Annotated in this window: 31 protein-coding genes; 20 read left to right on the forward strand and 11 right to left on the reverse strand. The window is 62.5% G+C overall.

The window, feature by feature from the left end; translation table 11 throughout:
• Window positions 1-241: 241 nt before the first annotated feature.
• Window positions 242-448: a hypothetical protein gene (locus tag ASF32_RS04560; protein WP_056424086.1), complete on the forward strand. Its 207-nt coding sequence runs from the start codon at window positions 242-244 to the stop codon at window positions 446-448.
• Between the two features lie 110 nt (window positions 449-558).
• On the opposite strand, the gene ASF32_RS04565 is transcribed toward ASF32_RS04560, so the two are convergent.
• The 3 genes from ASF32_RS04565 to ASF32_RS25155 form a co-directional block, all read right to left on the reverse strand.
• Complete coding sequence (locus ASF32_RS04565) at window positions 559-804, reverse strand: hypothetical protein (protein ID WP_056424088.1); 246 nt, start codon at window positions 802-804, stop codon at window positions 559-561.
• A gap of 109 nt (window positions 805-913) precedes the next feature.
• Window positions 914-1,036: a hypothetical protein gene (locus tag ASF32_RS26805; protein ID WP_280136536.1), complete on the reverse strand. Its 123-nt coding sequence runs from the start codon at window positions 1,034-1,036 to the stop codon at window positions 914-916.
• Window positions 1,037-1,434: 398 nt separating this feature from the next.
• On the reverse strand, window positions 1,435-1,686 hold the full coding sequence (locus ASF32_RS25155; RefSeq protein WP_156467691.1) for a hypothetical protein: 252 nt from the start codon (window positions 1,684-1,686) through the stop codon (window positions 1,435-1,437).
• 128 nt (window positions 1,687-1,814) lie between these two features.
• On the opposite strand from ASF32_RS25155, the gene ASF32_RS04575 reads away from it, so the two are divergent.
• The 3 genes from ASF32_RS04575 to ASF32_RS25160 all read left to right on the forward strand — a co-directional run bounded on the left by ASF32_RS04575 (window position 1,815) and on the right by ASF32_RS25160 (window position 3,142).
• Window positions 1,815-2,270: a helix-turn-helix domain-containing protein gene (locus ASF32_RS04575; RefSeq protein WP_056424092.1), complete on the forward strand. Its 456-nt coding sequence runs from the start codon at window positions 1,815-1,817 to the stop codon at window positions 2,268-2,270.
• Window positions 2,271-2,273: 3 nt separating this feature from the next.
• A complete protein-coding gene (locus ASF32_RS04580; protein ID WP_056424094.1) occupies window positions 2,274-2,864 on the forward strand; it encodes a PIN domain-containing protein in 591 nt (196 codons plus the stop codon).
• 131 nt (window positions 2,865-2,995) lie between these two features.
• Window positions 2,996-3,142, forward strand: coding sequence for a hypothetical protein (locus ASF32_RS25160; protein ID WP_156467692.1), 147 nt, complete (start codon window positions 2,996-2,998; stop codon window positions 3,140-3,142).
• 244 nt (window positions 3,143-3,386) lie between these two features.
• On the opposite strand, the gene ASF32_RS04585 is transcribed toward ASF32_RS25160, so the two are convergent.
• From ASF32_RS04585 to ASF32_RS04615, 7 genes are all read right to left on the reverse strand, one after another.
• On the reverse strand, window positions 3,387-4,100 hold the full coding sequence (locus ASF32_RS04585; RefSeq protein ID WP_156467693.1) for a transcription termination/antitermination NusG family protein: 714 nt from the start codon (window positions 4,098-4,100) through the stop codon (window positions 3,387-3,389).
• Window positions 4,101-4,139: 39 nt separating this feature from the next.
• Window positions 4,140-5,681: a DnaB-like helicase C-terminal domain-containing protein gene (locus ASF32_RS04590; protein ID WP_056424099.1), complete on the reverse strand. Its 1,542-nt coding sequence runs from the start codon at window positions 5,679-5,681 to the stop codon at window positions 4,140-4,142.
• Between the two features lie 207 nt (window positions 5,682-5,888).
• On the reverse strand, window positions 5,889-6,665 hold the full coding sequence (locus ASF32_RS04595; protein WP_056424101.1) for a hypothetical protein: 777 nt from the start codon (window positions 6,663-6,665) through the stop codon (window positions 5,889-5,891).
• Window positions 6,662-7,117: a hypothetical protein gene (locus ASF32_RS04600; protein ID WP_056424104.1), complete on the reverse strand. Its 456-nt coding sequence runs from the start codon at window positions 7,115-7,117 to the stop codon at window positions 6,662-6,664. The genes ASF32_RS04595 and ASF32_RS04600 overlap by 4 nt, the downstream gene beginning before the upstream one ends.
• Complete coding sequence (locus ASF32_RS04605; RefSeq protein WP_056424106.1) at window positions 7,114-7,386, reverse strand: hypothetical protein; 273 nt, start codon at window positions 7,384-7,386, stop codon at window positions 7,114-7,116. The genes ASF32_RS04600 and ASF32_RS04605 overlap by 4 nt, the downstream gene beginning before the upstream one ends.
• Window positions 7,387-7,502: 116 nt before the next feature.
• Window positions 7,503-7,931 (reverse strand): hypothetical protein, encoded by a 429-nt coding sequence (locus ASF32_RS04610; protein WP_056424108.1) that lies wholly within the window; start codon window positions 7,929-7,931, stop codon window positions 7,503-7,505.
• Window positions 7,932-8,088: 157 nt separating this feature from the next.
• Window positions 8,089-8,313, reverse strand: coding sequence for a hypothetical protein (locus ASF32_RS04615; protein ID WP_056424110.1), 225 nt, complete (start codon window positions 8,311-8,313; stop codon window positions 8,089-8,091).
• A 74-nt stretch (window positions 8,314-8,387) separates the two neighbouring features.
• Here ASF32_RS04615 and ASF32_RS04620 point away from each other — a divergent pair, with 74 nt between their 5' ends.
• The 4 genes from ASF32_RS04620 to ASF32_RS04630 all read left to right on the forward strand — a co-directional run bounded on the left by ASF32_RS04620 (window position 8,388) and on the right by ASF32_RS04630 (window position 10,342).
• Entirely contained in the window at window positions 8,388-8,654 is a 267-nt protein-coding gene (locus tag ASF32_RS04620) for a hypothetical protein (RefSeq protein WP_056424111.1), read from the forward strand.
• 63 nt (window positions 8,655-8,717) lie between these two features.
• Window positions 8,718-8,990, forward strand: coding sequence for a hypothetical protein (locus tag ASF32_RS04625; RefSeq protein WP_056424114.1), 273 nt, complete (start codon window positions 8,718-8,720; stop codon window positions 8,988-8,990).
• A gap of 94 nt (window positions 8,991-9,084) precedes the next feature.
• Window positions 9,085-9,234, forward strand: coding sequence for a hypothetical protein (locus ASF32_RS25165; RefSeq protein WP_156467694.1), 150 nt, complete (start codon window positions 9,085-9,087; stop codon window positions 9,232-9,234).
• Window positions 9,235-9,688: 454 nt separating this feature from the next.
• A complete protein-coding gene (locus ASF32_RS04630; RefSeq protein WP_082490370.1) occupies window positions 9,689-10,342 on the forward strand; it encodes a helix-turn-helix transcriptional regulator in 654 nt (217 codons plus the stop codon).
• Window positions 10,343-10,544: 202 nt separating this feature from the next.
• Here ASF32_RS04630 and ASF32_RS04635 read toward each other — a convergent pair whose 3' ends face one another.
• Complete coding sequence (locus ASF32_RS04635; RefSeq protein ID WP_156467695.1) at window positions 10,545-11,135, reverse strand: hypothetical protein; 591 nt, start codon at window positions 11,133-11,135, stop codon at window positions 10,545-10,547.
• Window positions 11,136-11,496: 361 nt separating this feature from the next.
• On the opposite strand from ASF32_RS04635, the gene ASF32_RS04645 reads away from it, so the two are divergent.
• The 12 genes from ASF32_RS04645 to ASF32_RS04705 all read left to right on the forward strand — a co-directional run bounded on the left by ASF32_RS04645 (window position 11,497) and on the right by ASF32_RS04705 (window position 19,759).
• Window positions 11,497-11,844 (forward strand): hypothetical protein, encoded by a 348-nt coding sequence (locus ASF32_RS04645; protein ID WP_056424122.1) that lies wholly within the window; start codon window positions 11,497-11,499, stop codon window positions 11,842-11,844.
• Window positions 11,845-11,942: 98 nt separating this feature from the next.
• Window positions 11,943-13,412: a hypothetical protein gene (locus tag ASF32_RS04650; RefSeq protein ID WP_156467696.1), complete on the forward strand. Its 1,470-nt coding sequence runs from the start codon at window positions 11,943-11,945 to the stop codon at window positions 13,410-13,412.
• 2 nt (window positions 13,413-13,414) lie between these two features.
• A complete protein-coding gene (locus ASF32_RS04655; protein ID WP_056424125.1) occupies window positions 13,415-13,873 on the forward strand; it encodes a hypothetical protein in 459 nt (152 codons plus the stop codon).
• Entirely contained in the window at window positions 13,870-14,397 is a 528-nt protein-coding gene (locus ASF32_RS04660; protein ID WP_056424127.1) for a hypothetical protein, read from the forward strand. The genes ASF32_RS04655 and ASF32_RS04660 overlap by 4 nt, the downstream gene beginning before the upstream one ends.
• On the forward strand, window positions 14,394-14,747 hold the full coding sequence (locus ASF32_RS04665; protein ID WP_056424131.1) for a hypothetical protein: 354 nt from the start codon (window positions 14,394-14,396) through the stop codon (window positions 14,745-14,747). The genes ASF32_RS04660 and ASF32_RS04665 overlap by 4 nt, the downstream gene beginning before the upstream one ends.
• Complete coding sequence (locus tag ASF32_RS04670) at window positions 14,735-15,385, forward strand: hypothetical protein (protein ID WP_056424132.1); 651 nt, start codon at window positions 14,735-14,737, stop codon at window positions 15,383-15,385. Before ASF32_RS04665 ends, ASF32_RS04670 begins: the two co-directional genes overlap by 13 nt.
• Window positions 15,382-15,702, forward strand: a complete 321-nt coding sequence (locus ASF32_RS04675) for a hypothetical protein (protein ID WP_056424134.1) — start codon at window positions 15,382-15,384, stop codon at window positions 15,700-15,702. Before ASF32_RS04670 ends, ASF32_RS04675 begins: the two co-directional genes overlap by 4 nt.
• Entirely contained in the window at window positions 15,695-15,997 is a 303-nt protein-coding gene (locus ASF32_RS04680) for a hypothetical protein (RefSeq protein WP_056424136.1), read from the forward strand. The genes ASF32_RS04675 and ASF32_RS04680 overlap by 8 nt, the downstream gene beginning before the upstream one ends.
• Window positions 15,998-16,053: 56 nt before the next feature.
• Window positions 16,054-17,178 carry a hypothetical protein gene (locus tag ASF32_RS04685; protein ID WP_056424138.1) on the forward strand — a complete coding sequence of 375 codons (1,125 nt, stop codon included), beginning with the start codon at window positions 16,054-16,056 and terminating at the stop codon, window positions 17,176-17,178.
• Window positions 17,179-17,586: 408 nt separating this feature from the next.
• A complete protein-coding gene (gene gatC, locus ASF32_RS04695; RefSeq protein ID WP_056424141.1) occupies window positions 17,587-17,874 on the forward strand; it encodes an Asp-tRNA(Asn)/Glu-tRNA(Gln) amidotransferase subunit GatC in 288 nt (95 codons plus the stop codon).
• Between the two features lie 93 nt (window positions 17,875-17,967).
• On the forward strand, window positions 17,968-19,449 hold the full coding sequence (gene gatA, locus ASF32_RS04700; protein WP_056424143.1) for an Asp-tRNA(Asn)/Glu-tRNA(Gln) amidotransferase subunit GatA: 1,482 nt from the start codon (window positions 17,968-17,970) through the stop codon (window positions 19,447-19,449).
• A gap of 10 nt (window positions 19,450-19,459) precedes the next feature.
• On the forward strand, window positions 19,460-19,759 hold the full coding sequence (locus ASF32_RS04705) for a hypothetical protein (protein WP_056424145.1): 300 nt from the start codon (window positions 19,460-19,462) through the stop codon (window positions 19,757-19,759).
• Window positions 19,760-19,780 lie beyond the last annotated feature (21 nt).

Here is a 19,780-nt window from a genome sequence, read left to right on the forward strand (position 1 = left end):
ATTCGACCCTGGCGCTAGAGACAACTGGGGCCCCGACCACCCGTATAGATCCGGACCCCCCAGGGTCCCCGGCGGCTCATGGTCTGATGGGATGGATGGTTCTCGTGCGCTTGGCCCGCATCACATCCGATGTTGATGCCGAACGAGATCTCTGCCGTGATCGGTACCTGCGGAGCGATGGGCCACTTCCGCCAACGCTGCATGGGCTGGTAAGCTAGGGATTAACGAGGAGGAGAGTTCCATGAAGAAGCTCATTCTGATGGCCGCTGCCATGGTCGTGATGGGCTCGGCCCCAGCGCTGGCAATGGATTGCTGCGGCGGAGCCAAAGGTAAGGCGCCGATGTGCGGCAAAGGCTCGATGGCGATGGGCCATAGCGGGATGAAGGCCAAGAAGGGCAGCTGCTGCTGCGAGGGCATGTCCGGTGGCATGAGTAGGAAGCGTGCCTAGTAGCGGAACCACGGAGCTCAGTGCCCTTCCTGGATGACGTCAACGGGCGACCAAACGATGCCTGCTTCCAAAAACGGATAGAGGAAGCGTAGGTTCGCCTGCCGGCCAGATCAGCCCTTCTTCTTGTAGGCCTGGATCGCGTTCTGGCATCCCGGCGACAGCTTCGACATGTTCTTTTGGAAGCAGGCCTGCGTCTCCGGACCATCCTCGGGGGGCATGCCGGCGCAGAAGGTCGTGAAGTCGCCAGCGCATTGCATCTGTAAAGCGGCCTTGTCCTCAGCGGACATTGGTGCGGCCATCGCGGCACTGGCCGCAGAGGTCGCGAGTATGAGGCTCAACCCAAAACGTCCGATCATGTTCTGCTCCCTCGACCCCAGATGCTGAGGGTCGAAGCTAAGAACTCTGACTTGGGCTGAACCGTTGCACCTCCGATAGCCGCCAGCCCTTAGGGCACGGGAGACACTGTCAGACCTGCCTTCTCGGCTCCGATCGCATGCACTCCTCGAAGCGGGCGCGTCGAGCGTGATCCTCGGCTTCACGCTTGCGCTTCTGTTCGTCCTCGCTGCGTCGGGTGAACATGCCGAACATGCGGGCCTCGTGAGTAGACTGGCGGGCAAATGACGACGTAGGCTCATCCGCAAAGAAGCAACCGGCGAAGGGCGCATACATGAGCGCGGAAACAAACGACGAGCTAAGAGAACTTGTCCATCGCCAAGCGGACTTCCTGTTACGACGCAGCACGGAGATAGAGCTAAGCGAGGTCATCGCGGGAGTAGCTCAGCATCTAGGCGTCGCACCAGATCGGCGCGAAATCAGGACTATTCTTGATACGCACCCAAGGCTGGTGTCTGCCGGGATGGGTTCGCCCGAAGACAGGATCTACAAACGCGGGATCAATTCCGGCCCGCCGAGACGCAATCCAATCAGCGGAGGAAGGTGAGCTCCCGCCTCAGCGGCGAATTGGAGGAGGAGCGGGACGATGCGGGCTAGTGAAGCGGACTTCCGTCGCCGCCGTTCCTCAACCCCAGGCCACAAATCCAGACAAGCTCTGGGTCAACAAGCGGCTGCCATTCACGCTTGCGTTCGGCCGCAGCCCACGAGTTCGCCGATACGCATTCATAAGCGTTGGGATCGACTTCCTCGTCGACCCGATCTCGTAATTCCTCAATGCTATCGATGTCGGAATAGCTCAGAACGCGTTCACGCGTTTCCATCACGCGGACAAAGTATCTTGCCATCGTAAGGGGTCTCGCTGGTGTGGCCGGGCATAAGGCCGGGAACCGCGTAACCGAAATGTCGGTTCACGTATTGCGTTCGTTTCGTTTATTGCGAATATGCAGGCCGTGTCATTCAAGGAGTCGCGTACATGACCCTACCATCTTCAGCCGTCCGGATCGGCAAGCGCCTTCCGTCCGCGCAGGAGAAGGCAGCAGCCAATCAACTTCGTCAGGTGATTGCGAAGCAGGCTTCTGGAGAGGTCGAGATCAGCGTTGTCACCGACGGTGGGAAGCCCGTAGGCGTCACCCTTACACCAGGGCTTTCAGATATCCTGATGGAGCTTCTTCGCCATATTGGCAGCGGAGATGCGGTGACCATTCTCCCGGTCAATCAGATGCTTACGACAAAGCAAGCTGCGGACATCCTAAACGTGTCGCGCCCTTTTCTCGTAGGGCTGATTGATAAGGGTGAAATCCCCCACACGCTCGTTGGCCGCCACAGGCGGGTGAAAGCCGATGATTTGTTCGCTTACAAGAACAGTAGGGCCGCAACCAGAAGCTCCGCACTTGAAGAACTAGCTGAAATCGACGCGGAGTTGATCTGAGCCTTGTTCGCTAACCGCTTCACCGCCCTTGTTGATGCGTGCACGCTTGCCGGCGCGTTGAAACGAAACTTGATCCTGTCGCTTGCGGAAGCGGAATTCTTTCGCCTCCGCTGGTCCGAGCCGATCATGGATGAAACCGAACGAGCTATCGCTGAAATACTCGGTCGCAGAGGCATAGAGGGGGCGGATAGCGCAGCCCGCAGAGCGCGGGCAGCAATGGAAAGAGCCTTTGAGGAAGCCAACGTTGGGGACTTCCGACCCTTTCTTCCTGCCTGCGATGGCCTCCCAGATCCGAATGATGCCCACGTGCTCGCCGCGGCCCTGGCGACCCGCGCGGACGTGATTGTGACCGACAACCTAAAGGACTTCCCTGCCGATATCCTGGAGCCGTTGGGGCTAGACGCCCGTTCCAGCGACGAGTTCATTGCTGACGCCATCACGCTCAACCCCGGCAAGGCTGTCGCGGCAATCCAGAAAATGCGCCTGCGCCTCAAAAGGCCGGAGAAATCACCATCCGTCCTGTTGCTGGATATGGAAGCCTCAGGGCTGACTGAAACAGCAGATGTCCTGCAAGCCTACGAAGCGTCACTATAGGCGGCTCTTCCATCTCCCTCGGCCTTGGGTCTGGGGAGAAGGGGTGGAACCGGCCTCGACATATTTAAGCAATGCTTAGCGGCTATCGAAGACGCGAACTCACTCCTGATTGGATGCATGAGATGCGAACGATGGCCCATCCCTTCCGATGGCTGCTGGCCCTAATCGCCCTGATGATGTCGCCAACGATGGTGAACAATCAAAACGCAGCCGATGATTCAGAAACAAACGCTATCGAAGAGACCGTGGGTGAGGTCGTTTTCCGCCATTACATCTGAGGCGGCTGGCCTTCCCGTATCGAACTCTGACGATTGCCAGAGCGGCGCCCCTGCGGGCGCAGTGCGTACCGGAATGATGGTTGTCGCGCTCGAACCTTGTTCGAATTCGAGTAGTACCCCAATGGGGTCAGAGATGTGGAACCAGCCTCCAAAGTGGAGAAGCGGTCTCACCCGTCTCCGTCGCGGCCTAACATCGATCCCATAGCGGGAGAGTACAGCGGCGACTGTTCAGCATCTTGAATTACTACAACAGCTGGACTTGCGCAATGTTCAATTCGATGAGCGAGGCCCGCCCAAACAGAGAAACTGACACTGCTATTCGGTCATCCGGCAGAATCCGCTCCACAGTTGCGGGGAACGAGGCGAACGGCCCGTCGGTCACCATCACGCCCTGTCCGATCTTAATCCCGACGGGCTCGACGATCTCACCCTTGGCGATCCTGTCTACGAACCGCTGCAGCCCTTCCGCATTGAGCCGAGCAGGCTTCAGAACTGGCCCAGAGATGTTGCCCTCCAGCGACTTGTCCTCGACCGGATAGCAGACGATCTCGGCGACGCCTGGCCGGTCCTTGGCGACCGCGAGATGAGGTTCATCCTTCACCCCAATGAACACCGTCCGGATCAGCATAGGCGTGCGCCGGACGACACGCCGGCCGCGGCGTACGACGACCTCGGAGGCGCGTGGCTGGTAGGTCACCACCTCGGCCGCCTGTAGCGCCTCCAACGCGCGTACGCCCATGCGTGGCGTGGTCTTGGCGATGTACCAGCACAGGGTGGGGTCGATCGTCGGCGAAGCCACACCGCAGATCGGATCGGCCGCGCTGCGTGCGCTGGCTGCGGAAGATCCCATGCCCAGGCCTGCTCCGGTTCCAGCTGACGCACGGCGTTCAGCTCTCCGTTCCTGTCGAAGCTGCCGGCGCTGCCTCTCACGCTGCCGCTTTCCCTTGGTGCGAGACATGGAGTTCTCCCTTGGAATCGGATGGGGTGCGTTTGTGGCTCAGGCCACGAACTGGCGGAGCTCGTCGTCAAACATCAGGGACACGTCGCCGATCTTGCCGGTCTCGTGAAACTTGACCTTGCGGATGCCGACATTGGCGATGCGGTCGTGCGGCGAGGCACGGTGGATCACCACACCGATCTCGGCCTTGTTCGCCCAGGTCGCACCGTCAGCGATGTCGTAGAGAGACATCGGTTCTCCGCTCCGGACCGAGAGGCCGGCAGACTTGGTCGGGTGAGCCACCACGACGGTGCAAACGTCGTAGCTATGCGCGAACCGCTTCAGCAGCCGGATGGCTCTGTTGGTGTAATCGGCGACGTTCTCGCCGGGCCGGCGCTTGTGCTCGACCTCGTTCCAGGGATCGAGGAGGAGCATGGAGATGCCCTCGCGGACCACAGCGTCCGCAGCCCTATCGATTACCCACTGAACGTCGGCCTCGGTGTCCTCATCGTCCGGAGCAAGGGCGATGAAGACGAAGTGCTCATCGATGAAGCGGCGGCAGCCATCACATTCAGGCTTGGTCCAGAGGTTGCGCGGCTTCTGCAGCATGAAGCCAAGCAGCATGTTCTCCAGGATCGGCCGGACATGCATCTCGAAGGAGGCGATGGCGATCCGCCAGTTATGCCCCGTCGCCATGTTCATCGCGATTTGGGTCATCAGGGCAGTCTTGCCGCCACCGGGCAGTCCACTGACCACCACGAAGGCTCCGCGGTAGAGCCGCATGTGATGGTCGAGTTCGCGGAATCCGGTGGTCAGGGCAAGGAGGGGAGGACGCTCCGGAAAGTCGGAGAGCTTGTAGAGGCCTTTCACCGGGAAGGGCTTCGCCTGTTCGATGCAGGCCATGACGGCGTCGGCCCCGAAGTGCTGGAGCACCTCGTTCAGATCCTTCACTGGCCGGAGCACGCCGTCTGCATCCGCCACGCAGGGCTCGGCTGGATAGCTGACGAGGCAGCAACGGGATCGGCCGAGCCGGCGGGCCAGTTCCTGTCCGAGGCGGCGGCCCGGCTCATCGTTGTCGACGGCAAGGACGAACCGCTTCACCCGCTTCAGGCGGTCCCAGTTGTTGAAGACGTAACGGTATTTGTCGTCGTGTTCGGGCACCACGTCGTCAGCATTGTCTGGCACCTCGACGAGGTTGCCCTGCTCGTCCCGTGCTGGAGGGGCGCCGTCGGGCACGGAGACGCTGAAAGGGTGACCAGACTGAACGGCGGCGACCGTGTCCAATTCGCCCTCGGTGATGACCACCGGTGCCTGACCGTTCTGAACGGCCGGGTCGTCGAGTACGGCGACGTTGAAGAACGTCTTTCGAGCACCGGCACGCTGCCAGAACCGTTTCTTGCCAGCAGTGTCCCGCCCCCGGTACTTGGCGTTCACCTCCTCACCGCCGTCGAGGTACGGGAAGACCAGAATGTTGCCGGCGGCGTCAGGAACCGGATCGCCACCCTGAGCGCGCTTGGCGCTGTAGATCCCCAAACGTGAGGCGGTCTCGCTGTCGAGGGCCCGGCTTTCGAGCCAGGCGATTGCCGTTGGGTTGAGGGTCATCGCTGAAATACTTCCCGCCGCTCAGATCGCAGTTGAGGCATCGAAACCCGACGCCACCGGCGTCGATCGTGACGCCCAAGGAACGGCGTCGGCGGTTGGCGGCGTGCTTGGCGGTGACCGAGCATCGAGGGCAGATCGCGTAGTGCCGGCCGGGGGATGTCGACCGCAGGACGATCCCGAATTCGCGAAGGATCTCATCGACCGATTTCACGGCACGTAGCCGCAGGGCCTCGGCTTGGGCGCGTTCGCCTTGGCCTCGGCATCGGCCCTGAAGCGCTCGACCGCGAGCCGCGCCTCCCGATCTCGCTTGGCCAGTGCCCCTGGCACGGCGAAGAACCAGCTCGTCTGGTCGCCGGCCCATCCGGTCAGGCCCGTCAGCTCGGCTCGAAGGTTGATGCTGGGGAACGCGGCATCCCATTTTCGGAAATCGGGCTCGTTGAGCCGGATGACGCCACTCTCGAAAAAATATCGGTTCGCCCCCGGCGACGATCGCGAAGCGGCGGCGCGAGTGTCAGGCTCAGGTTTTTCAGGAAGAAGCTGAACAGTAGTACCACCCTCCTCTTCTATCTGGATTCTGGCTTCTGGATTCTGGGCTTTATCCTCCCCCTTATCCGGGGGGTTAACCCCCTGGTTAAGGTCGGGGTTACCCCCTCTCTTGCCATTCTCCTTATCTTTCAATGCCTTGGCATTGTCCCGAACCATTCTGCGGCTGTAGATCGTTCCGTCTGCCGTAACCGAGTAGATGCCGTGCAGCGCCAGAGTTGCGAGAGACTTCCGGCATTCTTTGAGGCTCATGCCGACCATCCGGGCGAGGTCGGAATCGGTCAAAGGGCGGCCCATTACGACGAGATGGCCGTATGGTTCGGCGTTGTGCATGATGCACAGCATCTCCATCCAGAGCCCGCGGGCAGCCATCGGGCAGAGCCGGAGCGCGGGCTTCGAGAGCCAGTCCGACGGATAGAATTTGATCCAGGGGGCGCTCATCGATCCGCTCCCACGTAGCTGGTGAGGAATCGGAGCGCTTCCTGCGCATCGCTTCCCGCGTCGAGGAAATTCAGCACCGTCAGACGTTCTTCGTCGGACACGCCATTAAGGGCCAGGATGGCGTCCAGCTGGGCCAGCAGGCCTGTCAGAGCCTCGGCCGGGGCCATGTCGTACCAGCCCCTGCCCAGCGCCCTTAAGAGGTGATGGTCCGCGAACTTGCCCTGGAGCAGATTGGCGACGACGAGACCGTCGGGAAACCGAACGGCATGGATCAGCGTGGCCTCGAACGGACAGCAGGCCTGGATGGTCGCCATTTCGCCCGAGATATCGTCGGTGACCCCGATTCGGACGGGAGCATGCATGGCGACGCCGACACGGCGCGCGATGAGATAGACGTGAGTGGGCCGCCGTTCCCGCGTGATGCCGGCGTCGGGTGTGGATCCGATGCTCATGCCGGTCCTCCCCCACGCACGCGTCCACGGAGCCGGATGTTCTCGGCGCTGAGCCGGGCGATCTCGTCTTCGAGGTCGAGCTGCTTTCGTTCGTCGGACGCCAGATGCGCCCGCATGAACGCGGTGTAGGCGTCGACCGCCGCGCGATGGTCGGCGATGTCCTCGCTCTGATGGGCACGCCGCTTGGCGTCGACCCAACGATCGAAAAGGGCACTCCGATACGCTTTCACGCGCTCGGGGATGGGGGGTGACGAGACAGCAAGGGGCATCGGCCAAAGCTCCGAGGTTCGGGAGCGCCGTGTTCGGGCGTGAGGGATGAGGACGGCGAAGCGCTACGACCGGGTCAGGCCGGCGGCGGCTGGGCGTGGGTCAATGGGATCACCGCTCAGTGTCCCTGATCCAGGGGGCGATCATGATCGCTAGGCCCGAAGCCCAGCGCAGGATCATCCGAGCGATCCACGTCCGGGCCCGGAAGGCCCAGGGCCGCGTCGGCGGTGGCGAGGAGGGAAAGGACGGACCTGTGCTCATTGCGCGCCTGCTCCGTTGCACGAGCGTCTCGCGCTGCTTCTCTGAGGCGATCCATCTCTTCGGAGCGGATCGAGCGGGCTTCGTTGTGCCAGATGCCCCGCACCCGGCGGTCGTTCAGTCCCGTGGTGCGGGCCACACGGGATAGCGCAGCTTTCACGTTCTCGCCGAGCCGCATGGGGCCGGCGATCAACTCCACCAAATAGCGGGCTTCAGCCTGAGAGCTCATGGCGACAGCCTCGTGGGCCTTGGGTGATTTACCCGCGTTCTCGGGTGACTTGCCCAACATCTCGGGTGGCTCCTCTGGTCTTGTGGTGTTCGACCACGACGGGAGACCAGAGGATGAGAAGCGACGTTGGGGGTCGGAACGAAGGACAGACTGACGGACGCGGCGCCTTGGCGGGAGAGCGCGGACGGCAGGAACAGGATGGGACGAGCGGAAACGATCACGACACGGCCTCCGCGGGAGCGCGGCGGTTCGTCAGCGGCTGCAGATCAGCGGATCTGACCCTGCCGCCGGTGACCTCCTCGATACGGGCGGCAACCCGCACCGAGGGGCCACGGGTCCGGAAGCGCAGCTTTCTTACGCCGTACTCGGAGATGTCGCCGATCTTCTCGGCCATCTCCGAGTCGGACAGGTCCTCGGACCGCATGAAGTCCTTGAGCAGCATCAGGCAGCGAGCCTCCCTGCAGGGGGAGAGGGCAATCGAAACAGACGTCCACGTGACGAGGAAGGAAGGCCCCAATGGGCACGCCGGAAGAAGAGATGTTCGATATCCAGCTGGAGAGTATCGAACGGGAGTTGGACGTCGATCTCGGTGGGGAGACGCTGGAGATCGAATTCGCGTTCAGCCGTACTGGCTGCCGGGGGCATGCGAGGGTCAGCATCGAGGCGGATTCGGTGACCACCACCGAGATCGTCCCGTTCGGCATGAGCGACCTGCATCTGGCCTTCGCTGCCCTGGCGGAACAGACGAAGGCGTGGCGGATCGAACCGATCGCGCGTGGGTGACCCAGGCGAACACGTGCGTTGCTGCGTTCCGAATCCCGCTCCCTCCGTTAGGATACTGACGCCATGGATGCTCTGAGCGAACCGTGGACCACCTATCGAAGCGGAGATCGTGAGGAGCGATCTGCCGGAGCCAACACCGTGACGCGAGAGACCGTCGCCGACGCCCTGGCGGTACTGATGGTGGACTTGGCCAGCGCTCTGCCCGGAGTGGATAGACGAGAAGTGCTGGAGCGGTTGGCGAACCGGCTTGATGACCGGGGACGAAAACCTGACGGCACCGCCGCAGCATGCCTGCTCCAAAACGTCGGCGACGCTTTGATGCGGATGGGATGCTGAGAGACAATCGGCCCTTAGAGACCCAACATCGGCATCGACAATCAGCCGGTGGAACGCCGCCAGCGGGACACGAATCGAAGCGAGGGAGCGACGAATGGACGAGGCCAGGTTCCGCGCTCTGGAGGCGCGCATCGCTACCTTGGAAGGCGAGGTGAAGAGCGCCCGGAACGAGATCCAATGGGCCATCGGCCTGATGTGCGTCGTCCCGGTGGGGCTGCTCATCATTGTGAGGGCTTGGTCGTGAAGGGTTACCACCCGTGCGTTCACGTTGACCGCGGCCAAGTCGCCAACGGCACGCCGGCCGCTGCCCTGCTGGGGCAGGTGAGCCTGTCTCTGATGTGTATGGGCTTGTGAGGAGGCTATCAAACTCGTGCCTCCTCCCGTGCGCGGGCCGGCATCGGGCACGGGGCATCCCAAAGATCCGGGCGAAGATCCCATTTCGGAACCGCACCCTCTGTCGCTCGATGAATTGCAGTCGCGACTTCTGCCGTAACAGGTATCTCCATTAGCAACATGCGCGAGACCGTCGACTGTGACGAGCCAATAGCTCGCGCCAGTGCTGCCTGCGAGTGGAAGAAACCTACCGCGGCTTCGACTAAGGGGTGATGCGCTTTCTCGAGCATAACCCGTATTAACCCATTAGCGCATTACCCGCAATAGGGTAATGCGCTTAACCCGTTGATGGGTAGAATAAGGCCATGACAGAGAATTTTGGCGCATTAATCCGAGCGGCACGGGAGAAAAGAGGATGGAGCCAGGAGTTCCTTGCGGCAAAAGTAGGCGCCACACAGTCCACGATTGATCGCATAGAAACGGGTGCTACGAGACGCTCCCGCGTTCTTCCTGAGATCGCGGGCCTTCTCGATCTAGACATACCCGGCATGGTCCGTCCGGCCGCAGACAAGCAAACCGTCCCGAATTTTGTACGGGTCTCGTACGTTTTGCCGGTTGAGATCGCCAAACGTATCGAGAAGTACAAGATAGAGCTCGGCGTATCATCTGACGATGAAGCCGCCAAAAGACTAATCGGCGACGCCCTAAATAGAAGAGACACCTTCCGAGAGGTAATACAGCGTCTTATAGATAGATACAAGCTAACAAGATCAATGCGAGAGGCCGCCGGCGATGTAATCGCAAACCATCCCCTTGTTGTCTCTATGTCTTTTACGGACGAAGGTGTTAAATTTACGATGTCGAATGGGTTTAGTGTGATAGCAAGCCCGCCTGGAAAAGCGATAATCAACAAACCAAGTGGCGATTTTTACAAGTACCATGCGGACGATGCGCCTGACTGGGCCGACTGGATGAACCGAACGAAAGAATGGGCCGAGGCCGACGAGATGGACTTCTAACCCGAAAATAATCCGCACTACCCGTTTGCGGGTTGCATTAGCGTGCATGTGTGGGTAAACGTTTGATCGTGCTTCCCAGTGGAGACGATCTATGGTCGCTAACGGCTACCTCTTCCTTCCGATCTGCGCTTCCGCCCTGCTCTGGGCGATCGGCAACGCCTTCACCCGCATAGAAGGCTGAACCATGCTCAAAGATGGAGCTTCAGACCTTCGGACGTTGCCACCAAGCAGGCCCCTTGGCAGCAGCCTGCGCGTCTCCAACGCGTGGGAACTGTACGCCCTCGTAGCGTCTCCAGTTTCGCCAAATCCTCTGCGAGGGCGTCACCACAATCATGGAAGCGGCAGGACGATCGAGAGCGGTCATAGCGGCGTTGTAAGCCAGTTTGTCGACGGCATGGAACGTCGGTGGCTCGTCGCCGAACAGGGCACGCATACGGCGCCCCGTATCTTTGGCGTTTTCGGCATCAAGGTCGGCGAGAAGCGCGAGAAAGCGGCGCCTCAAATCGGCATGCAGCGCTTCACGTCGGCCGAGCGCAAAGACAAGCTGAACCGCTCCCACAACGCTGGTTGCTGCAGCGATCCATCGCCCATCTACCCGTGCCCAGGGAGGCAGCAGGTCCGAGAGCGCAACGACGGTGCCCAGGCCGCTCACGAGGACAAAGAGATCCAAGGCTCGATTGATCCAGGCAAAGTGCCCCTCACGATCCTCGTGATAGCGAACGTTCTTGAGAAGACTGAAACGGCATCTCTGCTCGTCGGTCAGCGGCGGCGTGGGCTTTTCGGATCGTCCCAATCTGTCGGGCTCTTGTCCTGTTGGTTGCGTTTCCGTTCCTCCTCTATCCGCTGCCGTCGTTCCTGCTCCAGTTCCTCTCTGCGACGGCGCTCCTCCTCCCGGATTCTGCGCTCCGCCTCCTCCCTGTCCCGCTCCGACATCAGCAGGAATGGGCTCGGAATCATCCGTCCGCTGGTCCATGGGGCCGGCCTCTCCATTCGTAGTCTCCAATCGGTCCAGTCGGTTGGTTGCTGCGAGGCCTGGGTTGGTTCACGGCCATCCCAGGCCACACTATTAACAACTCAGAACCTTTTGACGCGCCAGCGTAAATCGAGGGTTGTCCTCAATGCGATCAGAAATCCCGCCCGTACGGGAGGTCGCCATGCATAAGCGCAATCCTCGCATTGATGATTTGGGCCAACCCGAATGGCGTGCGGCCCTGCTCGCTGAAGCGATCCGGCACACGGCCCACCTCGCTGGCCCGATCAGCCCCTTCGCCCTGTTCAAGCACCTGCAGGACTGGCTTGGCCTGTCCGAGGAAGAGTGCGGCGGCGAGATCAACATCACACTGTTCCTGATGGTCCGCAGCGGCCTCTACACGTCGAACACGCACGACGTGGAGACCGGCACCATCACCCTGGCCGCGCACACGCTGCTCACCCCTTCCATCACGCTCACGCTGTGCATGCACGACGACCACGAGAGCGTGCCCGAAGCACCCGAGATTTAAGAGGTCACGGACGCGCTCACCGAGGCGTCCGTTTCAAGCGGCCCACGCAGGTCTGCATAGCCGGCGAGGGCCTTCACCCAACCCACGGAGATGAAGTCATGGAACAGCGCCATTGCGTTGATCGCCCCCCTGTGTCTGCAGCCAAGGCAGATGGCTGCAGTACCGCCGACGATCACAACATAGACGACGCCGCCACGCGGCTGCTCACCGAGCCCTCGAAGCGGCTCTCCCTGGCCCAGGCTATTCACGCTCACCGCAAAGCACGTGCCGCACTGGATGCTGCTGCGAAGAATACCGATACGGTAGCTATGCGGCGTGCGGGTACCGTCTTGTCTCCTACCACCTTGAAGCAACTAGAGCAGACCTACGAGACGGCCTCCGACGCTGAACAGTACGCCTCAGATATGGTCGTGCACTATCGGCCTACGGACGCGACAGAAGCGGCTTTGCAACTGCGCTACCTGGCAGATGAGCCACACGCGATTGATCAGGACGAAATCTGTACGGTCCTGAGGAACGTCGCAGATGTGCTGTATGCTCTTCCCAACGCAGCATTGGAATTGAGCTCGCGTTCTAGCATTCCAACTCCTTCGCCTGCTTCTAGTGATCTCGCTGAAACCTGCGATTGGGCGGTGAAGCACGTAGTATGGATCAATAATGAGTGCAGCGGAAAATGCTGGGGCGACGAGCGGTTCAACGTCGAGATCGCAAAGCACTCTGCAATTTGGGAACGTGCCATCGCGGAACCCGCTTCATCGCTCTCGGATCTCGCGGCTAAGGCCAGACTGTTCGGAGAAGATTGGGAGCGGCACAATCCGGATGACGGGAGCCGCGACGGCCTCGACAGGATGATGGCATCCATCCTCCGTGACGTAGCGGCCCTGGAGAAAGCCCCTCTCCCGCTTGTGGATGAGCTGCTGAACGCATGGGGCGAGTGGACGAAGACATGCACGAATGGCTCAAACTCAGATGACGAGGAATCCTGGAAGCGCAACGCTGACATCCGGGATAGCCTGATCGACAGAGCGGCTGCGCTTCGTGCCACTCGCGAGAACGCACCAGCTAAGGCCATTGCGCAGGCTTGGTTAGAGTACGTCGCCGTCTGGCATGCAGATACACCTCGCGAAGGCTATGGGATTGCCGGACGCCTCTGTTTAGACATTCACGACGCTGTCGCCGGCCTCACCGAAAGTAGGCTCATCTCAGGTCGAGCCTCTAAGCCAATGCCGGGCCCACCGGATTTTGACATCGCGGGCATGGAAATCCGTCAGCTCGAAGGGCTGCATGACGTCGTGCAATTCGTTCGTGAACTTTGCTCGGCCGTAGGCTGCCAGCCACGCTGCTCGAATGAGAAGCAAGAAGTCCAGCCCGCCGGCGAATTCGTCGCTTGGATCGCCGATGCCTGCGACCGCCTCGCCGACGCTATCCATTCAGAGGCACTATCGCGTCCGGACTGTGCCGACGATCCACGGCTAACTCGCCTCTCAATCCTCGCCCGTTTCATTGTCGAGAACGACGACGCCAATCAGCGGGCCGCCTTCGTTCGCGACCTTTCGGCGGTGGCCTGATCATGGCCGAGTTTCGCACTTCCATCACCACCGATATCCGCGGGGTGAACACTATCCTCCTTCGTGACGGCTCCGAGATCCGGCTGGAAGACATTCAATCCTCCGCGCAGGGCCGGGCCATCCTCGACGAGATCGATGGCGCCATCCTCGCCATTGAGGACCAGATCGCCCTCGGATTTCAGAGCGGAGACCCATCGTGGAGGATCCGTGCCGAGATCGCTCTCAAGAAGAAGCGTCGGAGCCGGCCAGTGCTTCAAGCCCGCATCGGCGAGCTCCGGCGCGCTGAGAAGGCGTTGGCGATCCGGGATACCCACGCCAACGCGACCACGAAGGTCGATGCCAAGCGGCAGGCCTTCGTCCACGCGGCCTACGAACTCCTCGGCCACGAAACCTGTGTCGAGGTCTGGGCCCTGGCCCAGGAAAAACAGCCTGCGCTGTTCACGGAAGGGGGATCATCATGATTCCTCACTCCATCCAGCCGAAGCTGATCAAGCTGCTCCCGCTCCTCGCCAGCGACAACGACGGGGAGGTGGTCTCGACGGTGCGGGCGATCGGGCGGACGCTCGCCTCGGCAGATGCCGACTTCCACGACCTCACCGACTCCCTGGTGAGGGCGAAGGTGGTCAACAAGCCGCTCTCCTCGGCCGAGGGCTTCAACTACGCCGACACTTACCGAGAGGCGGCCTTCGACGGCCGGGATGACACTCATCCGCGATCACCCTCCCGACGCTTCGGGCTCACCGTCTGGCACCCGGAACAGGTGATCCCGTGGTGGGAGGTCGCCAAGCACTGCATCACCGAGAGTAAAGCGCTGCCGAGGAAGGTCGGCGGAAAATTCCTGCGGCCCGATGAGGTCGTGCTGCTCAAGCGCATCGAGGCGCACGAGTTCTGGCCGACCAACCAGGACGCCTCATGGATGGAGACCATTGTCGCTCGCCTTCACCAGGCCAGGGACTTCGCCAAGCGCGAGAGGGCGAAGCCATGAGCGCAGCCGGCAATGCCTACAACGAAGGCTTCAAGGCCGGTGTGTCCGCGATGATCGAAATGGCGCTCATCGCGGCCATCACCTTCGAGGTGCGTGACGACGCGAGCGAGATCCGGCAACGAGCCGCTGTCGCCGCGCTGCAAGGGCTCGCCGAGGGGGCCAAGGCTGCCCTCATCGATCCGCCGAACCCGCTGATCCGGATCTTCAAGATCATCGCCGACGATCCGGCGTCGTCCGGCGTCCTCCCCTGTCCGACCTGCGCCGGTCGTCTGGTCTGGGTGCGGGATAGCTCCAACGGCCACCTTCACGGCCAGTGTGAAACCGTGGGGTGCCTCCGATGGATGCAGTAGCGGATCCGATTCTGGCTGTGATCGCCGATCACTGTGCGGCCGACGACGCCCTGACACTCATCCTCGACACTCTCGACGAGGACGACGAGGAGGCGATGAGGGCCCATAATCTGGCAGCGGACCGGTGCCTCGACGCTCGCCGGGCTATGAACGCCATAGTGCCGGTGACGATGGACGGCCTCCAGGCCCTCGTCGCGCACTACGTCCGATACGAGGAATACACCGACGGCTTCGAGCGTATCGGGGCAGCCCTGGAGGGCTGTGATTCCACCTTGCGACTTTCGATGCTGCGGGTCGAAATTATCAAGTCTGATCAGGATGTTGAGGTCGCGAATCGTCCGACCGTCCCTGACGTGATTTTCGCTCACCGTGCCGCATGGGACGCCTTTCAAATAGCGCCTCACGAGGATGTCGATCTGGATGCCGCCTATGAAGCTCAGGGCGACATGCATGCAGCCTTCGACCTAGTGCTCACCACACCATGCACGACCCGTATAGAGGCTCTCGCCCTGCGCGCTCACCTTCAATGGTGGCTGGAGGAGGAAGCCGACCTCGCGGCCGACTACCAGCCGAAATACGCCATCGCAGAAGCCCGTGCGGCGGAACTGGGCATGCTCCTCAACGGAGGCATCCCATGAGGGTGCCGACCCTCGACGACGTCCGCGCCGCGTGGATGCGACTGCCGGCGAGCCAGCGCGACGAGATCGGTTTGCTCGCGGTCGACCTTGCCTTTCAGGGATACCTCTACGGCGATCTGGTCCCCGAGAAAGATCAGGTTCTGCCGGACCAAGACGCCCGCGATGCCGCCGGTGACCGGGAGAACGATCGCCTCAACGAGATCCACCGCACCGTCACGATGGCGCTGCCCGAGTTGTTCGGGCCGGAGGTGGAGCACCCGAGATGGGCCATGCTCTCACAGGAACCTGGATCGATGAGGAAAGCGGAAGATGCCTAGAGGCCGCATCACCTTCGACCAGCTCCCCTTGTTCGCGAGCGACCGTGAGATCGCCGAGGCGGTGGTCGGGCGCGACATCGAAAAGGTCGAGCGACTGCTGCTGAGCTTGCCCAAGCTGGAAGCCTGCGGATTCCCGAAGCGGACGCCCGATGGGCGCTACACCCCAGCGGTACGAGATTTCTACGACCGCGTTCATCGTGCCCGCCCGTCCGAGACGGCCACGGCGCCGCGGCAACCTCAGGAGGACGGACAATGGAACCCGAAGAAGAAGGGCAGGGCGCTACACCGGGTCTGAAATGGCGACCGCGACGAGACGGGCGAGCGCCTTACTGGATCGCGCGAGCCGATATCGTGGCGGCCGGCTACAGCCCGAAGAGCGTGAACCTTCAGAGATACGCCGCCGACGCCACCATCCTGGCTTCGAAGTGCCGCGCGCTGCAGGCCGATATGCTGACCTGGTTTGGCGGGTATCGGGTGGACCCCACGGTCTTCAACGGGACGATTGCGGACGTCCTGCGGATCTACGAGACCCACGAGGAAAGCCCGTTCCACAAGCTGAAGCCTGGTTCGCGGCACCCCTATGAGACTTACCTGCGCCTCCTCCCACCGCACATCGGACAGCACCACGTGGATGCCGTCACCGCGCTCAATGTGAAGCGATGGCATGCGGTGTGGTCGAAGGACGGGAAGCACCCGGCGGCCGGCGCAATGGCCCTCGCTGTGCTCAAGGCTGCGCTGACGTTCTGCATCGTGGCGGGACACCGCCAGTGCCGACAGCTCCGCGACGACATCAGCGAGCTTCGCGTTTCCGGGCCACGCCCGAGGAAGGCGTTCGCAACGGCCGATCAGGTCGTGGCAGCCCGGCGAGCGGCCCACGCGATGGGGCGCCCCTCTGGGGCTCTCTGCTACGCTCTACAGTTTGAGACGACCCTTCGTCTGTGGGACGTAGCGGGCCAGTGGTTCCCCATCGATGCCCCGGTGATGAGCACTGTGATCGACGGGACCTCGAAGTGGGCCGGCCTCGAATGGCGCCACATCGACGAAAACCTGATCCTCCGCCTCGCGCCGAGCAAGACAATGGGCACGAGCGGAGCGGAGATCGCGGTCGACCTGAAGCTGTGTCCGATGGTGATGGAAGAGATCAGCTACTTGCCAGAGGAAAAGCGGATCGGCCCTATCATTGTTCACGACCAGAAGGGCCGGCCGTATCGAGCGTATGAGCTGAGCAGGTTATGGCAGCTCGTGCGGACGGCCGCGGGCCTCCCACTCAACCTCTGGTGCCGAGATCTGCGCGCAAGCGCCATTACGGAGGCTAGGGACAACGGCGCATTGACCGACGACGCGAGCAAGGTAGCGGGGCACTCGAAGCCTCGTATCACCGCTGCGGTTTATGACCGCTCCAGCCTCGAAGCCCACCGTCGTTTTGCCGTCGCGCGCGTCGCGAAACGGGGCGGGAACGACATGGGGAACGAGTAGGAACGACTGATAGCAATCGCAACAAGTTCGTGCTCTTCGTAGTTAAGGATTTCTTAACGATACGGAGACACCATGCGTCGGCTCGGCCGAATATCCCTATGCCTCGACATGGTGCGACCGGCGCCCACGGGTCCGCGATCCGGACCTGCCGACGGCGAGGGCCGGTTGTCGTTCCGGCACAAACTCATGCTCGCCTTGGCTCTCGAAATTCTGGTCCTTGGCTTCCGACAGTCGGAAATCGTCCGGCAGGACAAAGGCATCGTCGTCGAGACTCCCTCTCATCCCGGCAATGCCATCGTCTGAGTTGGGGCTTCCGCCCGCCCCCGGCGTTGCGGCGCCGCGAAGCCCGGTGCTATAGCCCGGCCTCTGACGCGCGTTCCGGCGCAGGTCCCGAGGTCCGAAGGCAGCATGTCGGTCGACGCAACCACAGTGAGGCGCATCGCGCATCTGGCGCGTATCGCGGTGAGTGACGACGAGGTCGCGCCGCTGCAGGGCGAACTCAACGCCATTCTCGCCTTCGTCGAGCAACTCTCCGAAGTCGATGTGAGCGGCGTGGAGCCGATGACCTCGGTCACCCCGATGGCGATGAAGAAGCGGACCGACGTGGTCACCGATGGTGGTCACGCTCGAGACATCGTCTTCAACGCTCCCGAGACCGAGGACCATTATTTCCTCGTCCCGAAGGTGGTCGAGTAGCTCCGTCGATTTCGTGATTCTTGCCCGCTGAGAGGGACCGCGCGGCGCCGGAAACGGGCGACGGGGTCCGGCGGGCTTTGGAGGACAGGCCCCATGACCCAGATCAACGAACTCACCCTGGCCGAGGCCCGCGACGGGCTGAAGGCCAAGGACTTCTCCGCCACGGATCTCGCCAAGGCGCATCTGGCCGCCATGGAGAAAGCGCGGGGCCTCAACGCCTATCTGCTGGAGACGCCGGACCGCGCCCTGCAGATGGCGGAGGTCTCAGACGCTAAGATCGCCTCCGGCGAGGCACGGCCCCTCGAAGGCCTGCCGCTCGGCGTCAAGGACCTGTTCTGCACCCACGGCGTCGCCACCACGGCCGGCTCCAAGATCCTCGAAGGGTTCCAGCCGCATTACGAATCCGCCGTGACCCACAATCTGTGGCGCGACGGCGCGGTGATGCTGGGCAAGCTCAACCTCGACGAATTCGCCATGGGCTCGTCGAACGAGACGTCCGCCTATGGCGACGTGGTCTCGCCCTGGCGCCGGAGCGGCTCCGAGACCAAGCTGGTTCCGGGCGGCTCGTCCGGCGGTTCGGCGGCGGCGGTGGCGGCCCATCTCTGTCTCGGAGCCACCGCCACCGATACCGGCGGCTCGATCCGTCAGCCCGCCGCCTTCACCGGCACCGTGGGCATCAAGCCAACCTATGGCCGCTGCTCGCGCTGGGGCACCGTCGCCTACGCTTCGTCGCTCGACCAGGCCGGCCCCATCGCCCGCACGGTGCGCGATTGCGCGATCCTGCTCGGCTCCATGTCCGGGCCGGATGCCCGCGACACCACCTGCGCCGACCTGCCCGTTCCCGATTTCGAAGCGGCGGTGGCGCGGGGCGTGAAGGGGCTCACCATCGGCATTCCGAAGGAATACCGGGTGGAGGGCATGTCCGCCGAGATCCAGGCCCTCTGGGACCAGGGCGCCGCGATGCTGAAGGATGCGGGCGCCACGATCCGTGAGATCTCGCTGCCGCATACCCGCTACGCGCTCCCGGCCTATTACATCGTCGCCCCGGCCGAGGCCTCCTCGAATCTCGCCCGTTATGACGGCGTTCGCTACGGCCTGCGCGTGCCCGGCAAGGACATCGCCGGGATGTACGAGAACACCCGTGCGGCGGGCTTCGGCCGCGAGGTGAAGCGGCGCATCATGATCGGCACCTACGTGCTCTCGGCGGGCTATTACGACGCCTATTACGTCCGCGCGCAGAAGATCCGCACCCTGATCAAACGCGATTTCGAAGAGGCCTACGCCTCCGGGATCGACGCGATCCTGACGCCCGCCACCCCGTCCGCCGCTTTCGGCATCGGCGAGAAGGGCTCTGGCGACCCCGTCGAGATGTACCTCCAGGACGTCTTCACCATCACGGTGAACATGGCGGGTCTGCCTGGCATCTCTGTGCCGGCCGGCCTCGACGCGCAGGGGCTGCCGCTGGGCCTCCAGCTCATCGGCCGTCCCTTCGACGAGGAGACGCTGTTCGCCGCTGCCCAGGTGATCGAGGAAGCCGCAGGCCGGACCAAGCTGCCCGCCGCGTGGTGGGCATGAAAGCGCGACCATGACCGTTCCGGTCTATCCTTTCGACGTCTGGATCTGGGCCGCGTTCGATCCCGTCCTGATCGCCATCGCGCTGGTCATGGGCTGGAAGTCGGATCAGTTCGTGAAGGTCATCCTGGTCTCGCTGATGGCTTTCGCCATCTCGGTGCTGGTGTCCTGGGCCGTTACCGCCATCGGCATCCCCTGGCCGGCGCCGGTGAGCCATGACGGGCCGACCTTCTTCCCCATCCGCTGGATGGCGGGCTTCCTGTGGGGCACCGTGGGCTTCATGGCACACCAGCTCTACCGCCTGCGCGCTTGACCGCGCCGGCCGGTCCTTCCA

The sequence above is a fragment of the Methylobacterium sp. Leaf91 genome, assembly GCF_001422815.1.
Taxonomy (GTDB): Bacteria; Pseudomonadota; Alphaproteobacteria; order Rhizobiales; family Beijerinckiaceae; genus Methylobacterium.